Below are 289 nucleotides of genomic sequence, written 5' to 3' on the forward strand. Positions count from 1 at the left end.
AATTTTTCCCCTTTCAACAGGGTGCTTTGCGCATCACGAGGCTTGATGACATAGCACCAAACTTGCTTACGACCATCATGTTCTTCGATATAGACACCCTGCAGCTCCGGTGCAAAACCTGGCAGCAGGTTGATGCCTTCTTCCAGAGCGCTGAAGTAACGCAAAACAGCACCACCCCAGATTTCACCAGGAACAACACACAGCACACCCGGAGGATAAGGAAGCGCACCTTCGGCAGCGATACGGCCTTCTGCATCCGGCAGACGAACCAGCTCCACTTCACCGCGTA

At 53.3% G+C, this 289-nt stretch carries 1 pseudogene; it reads right to left on the reverse strand.

Annotated features, from left to right (window positions below):
• Positions 1-289: pseudogene (locus LZP73_RS20365) on the reverse strand (hypothetical protein); the annotation flags it as partial.

Origin of the sequence: Shewanella sp. AS16, from assembly GCF_021412365.1 — a bacterium.
Taxonomy (GTDB): Bacteria; Pseudomonadota; Gammaproteobacteria; order Enterobacterales; family Shewanellaceae; genus Shewanella; species Shewanella salipaludis.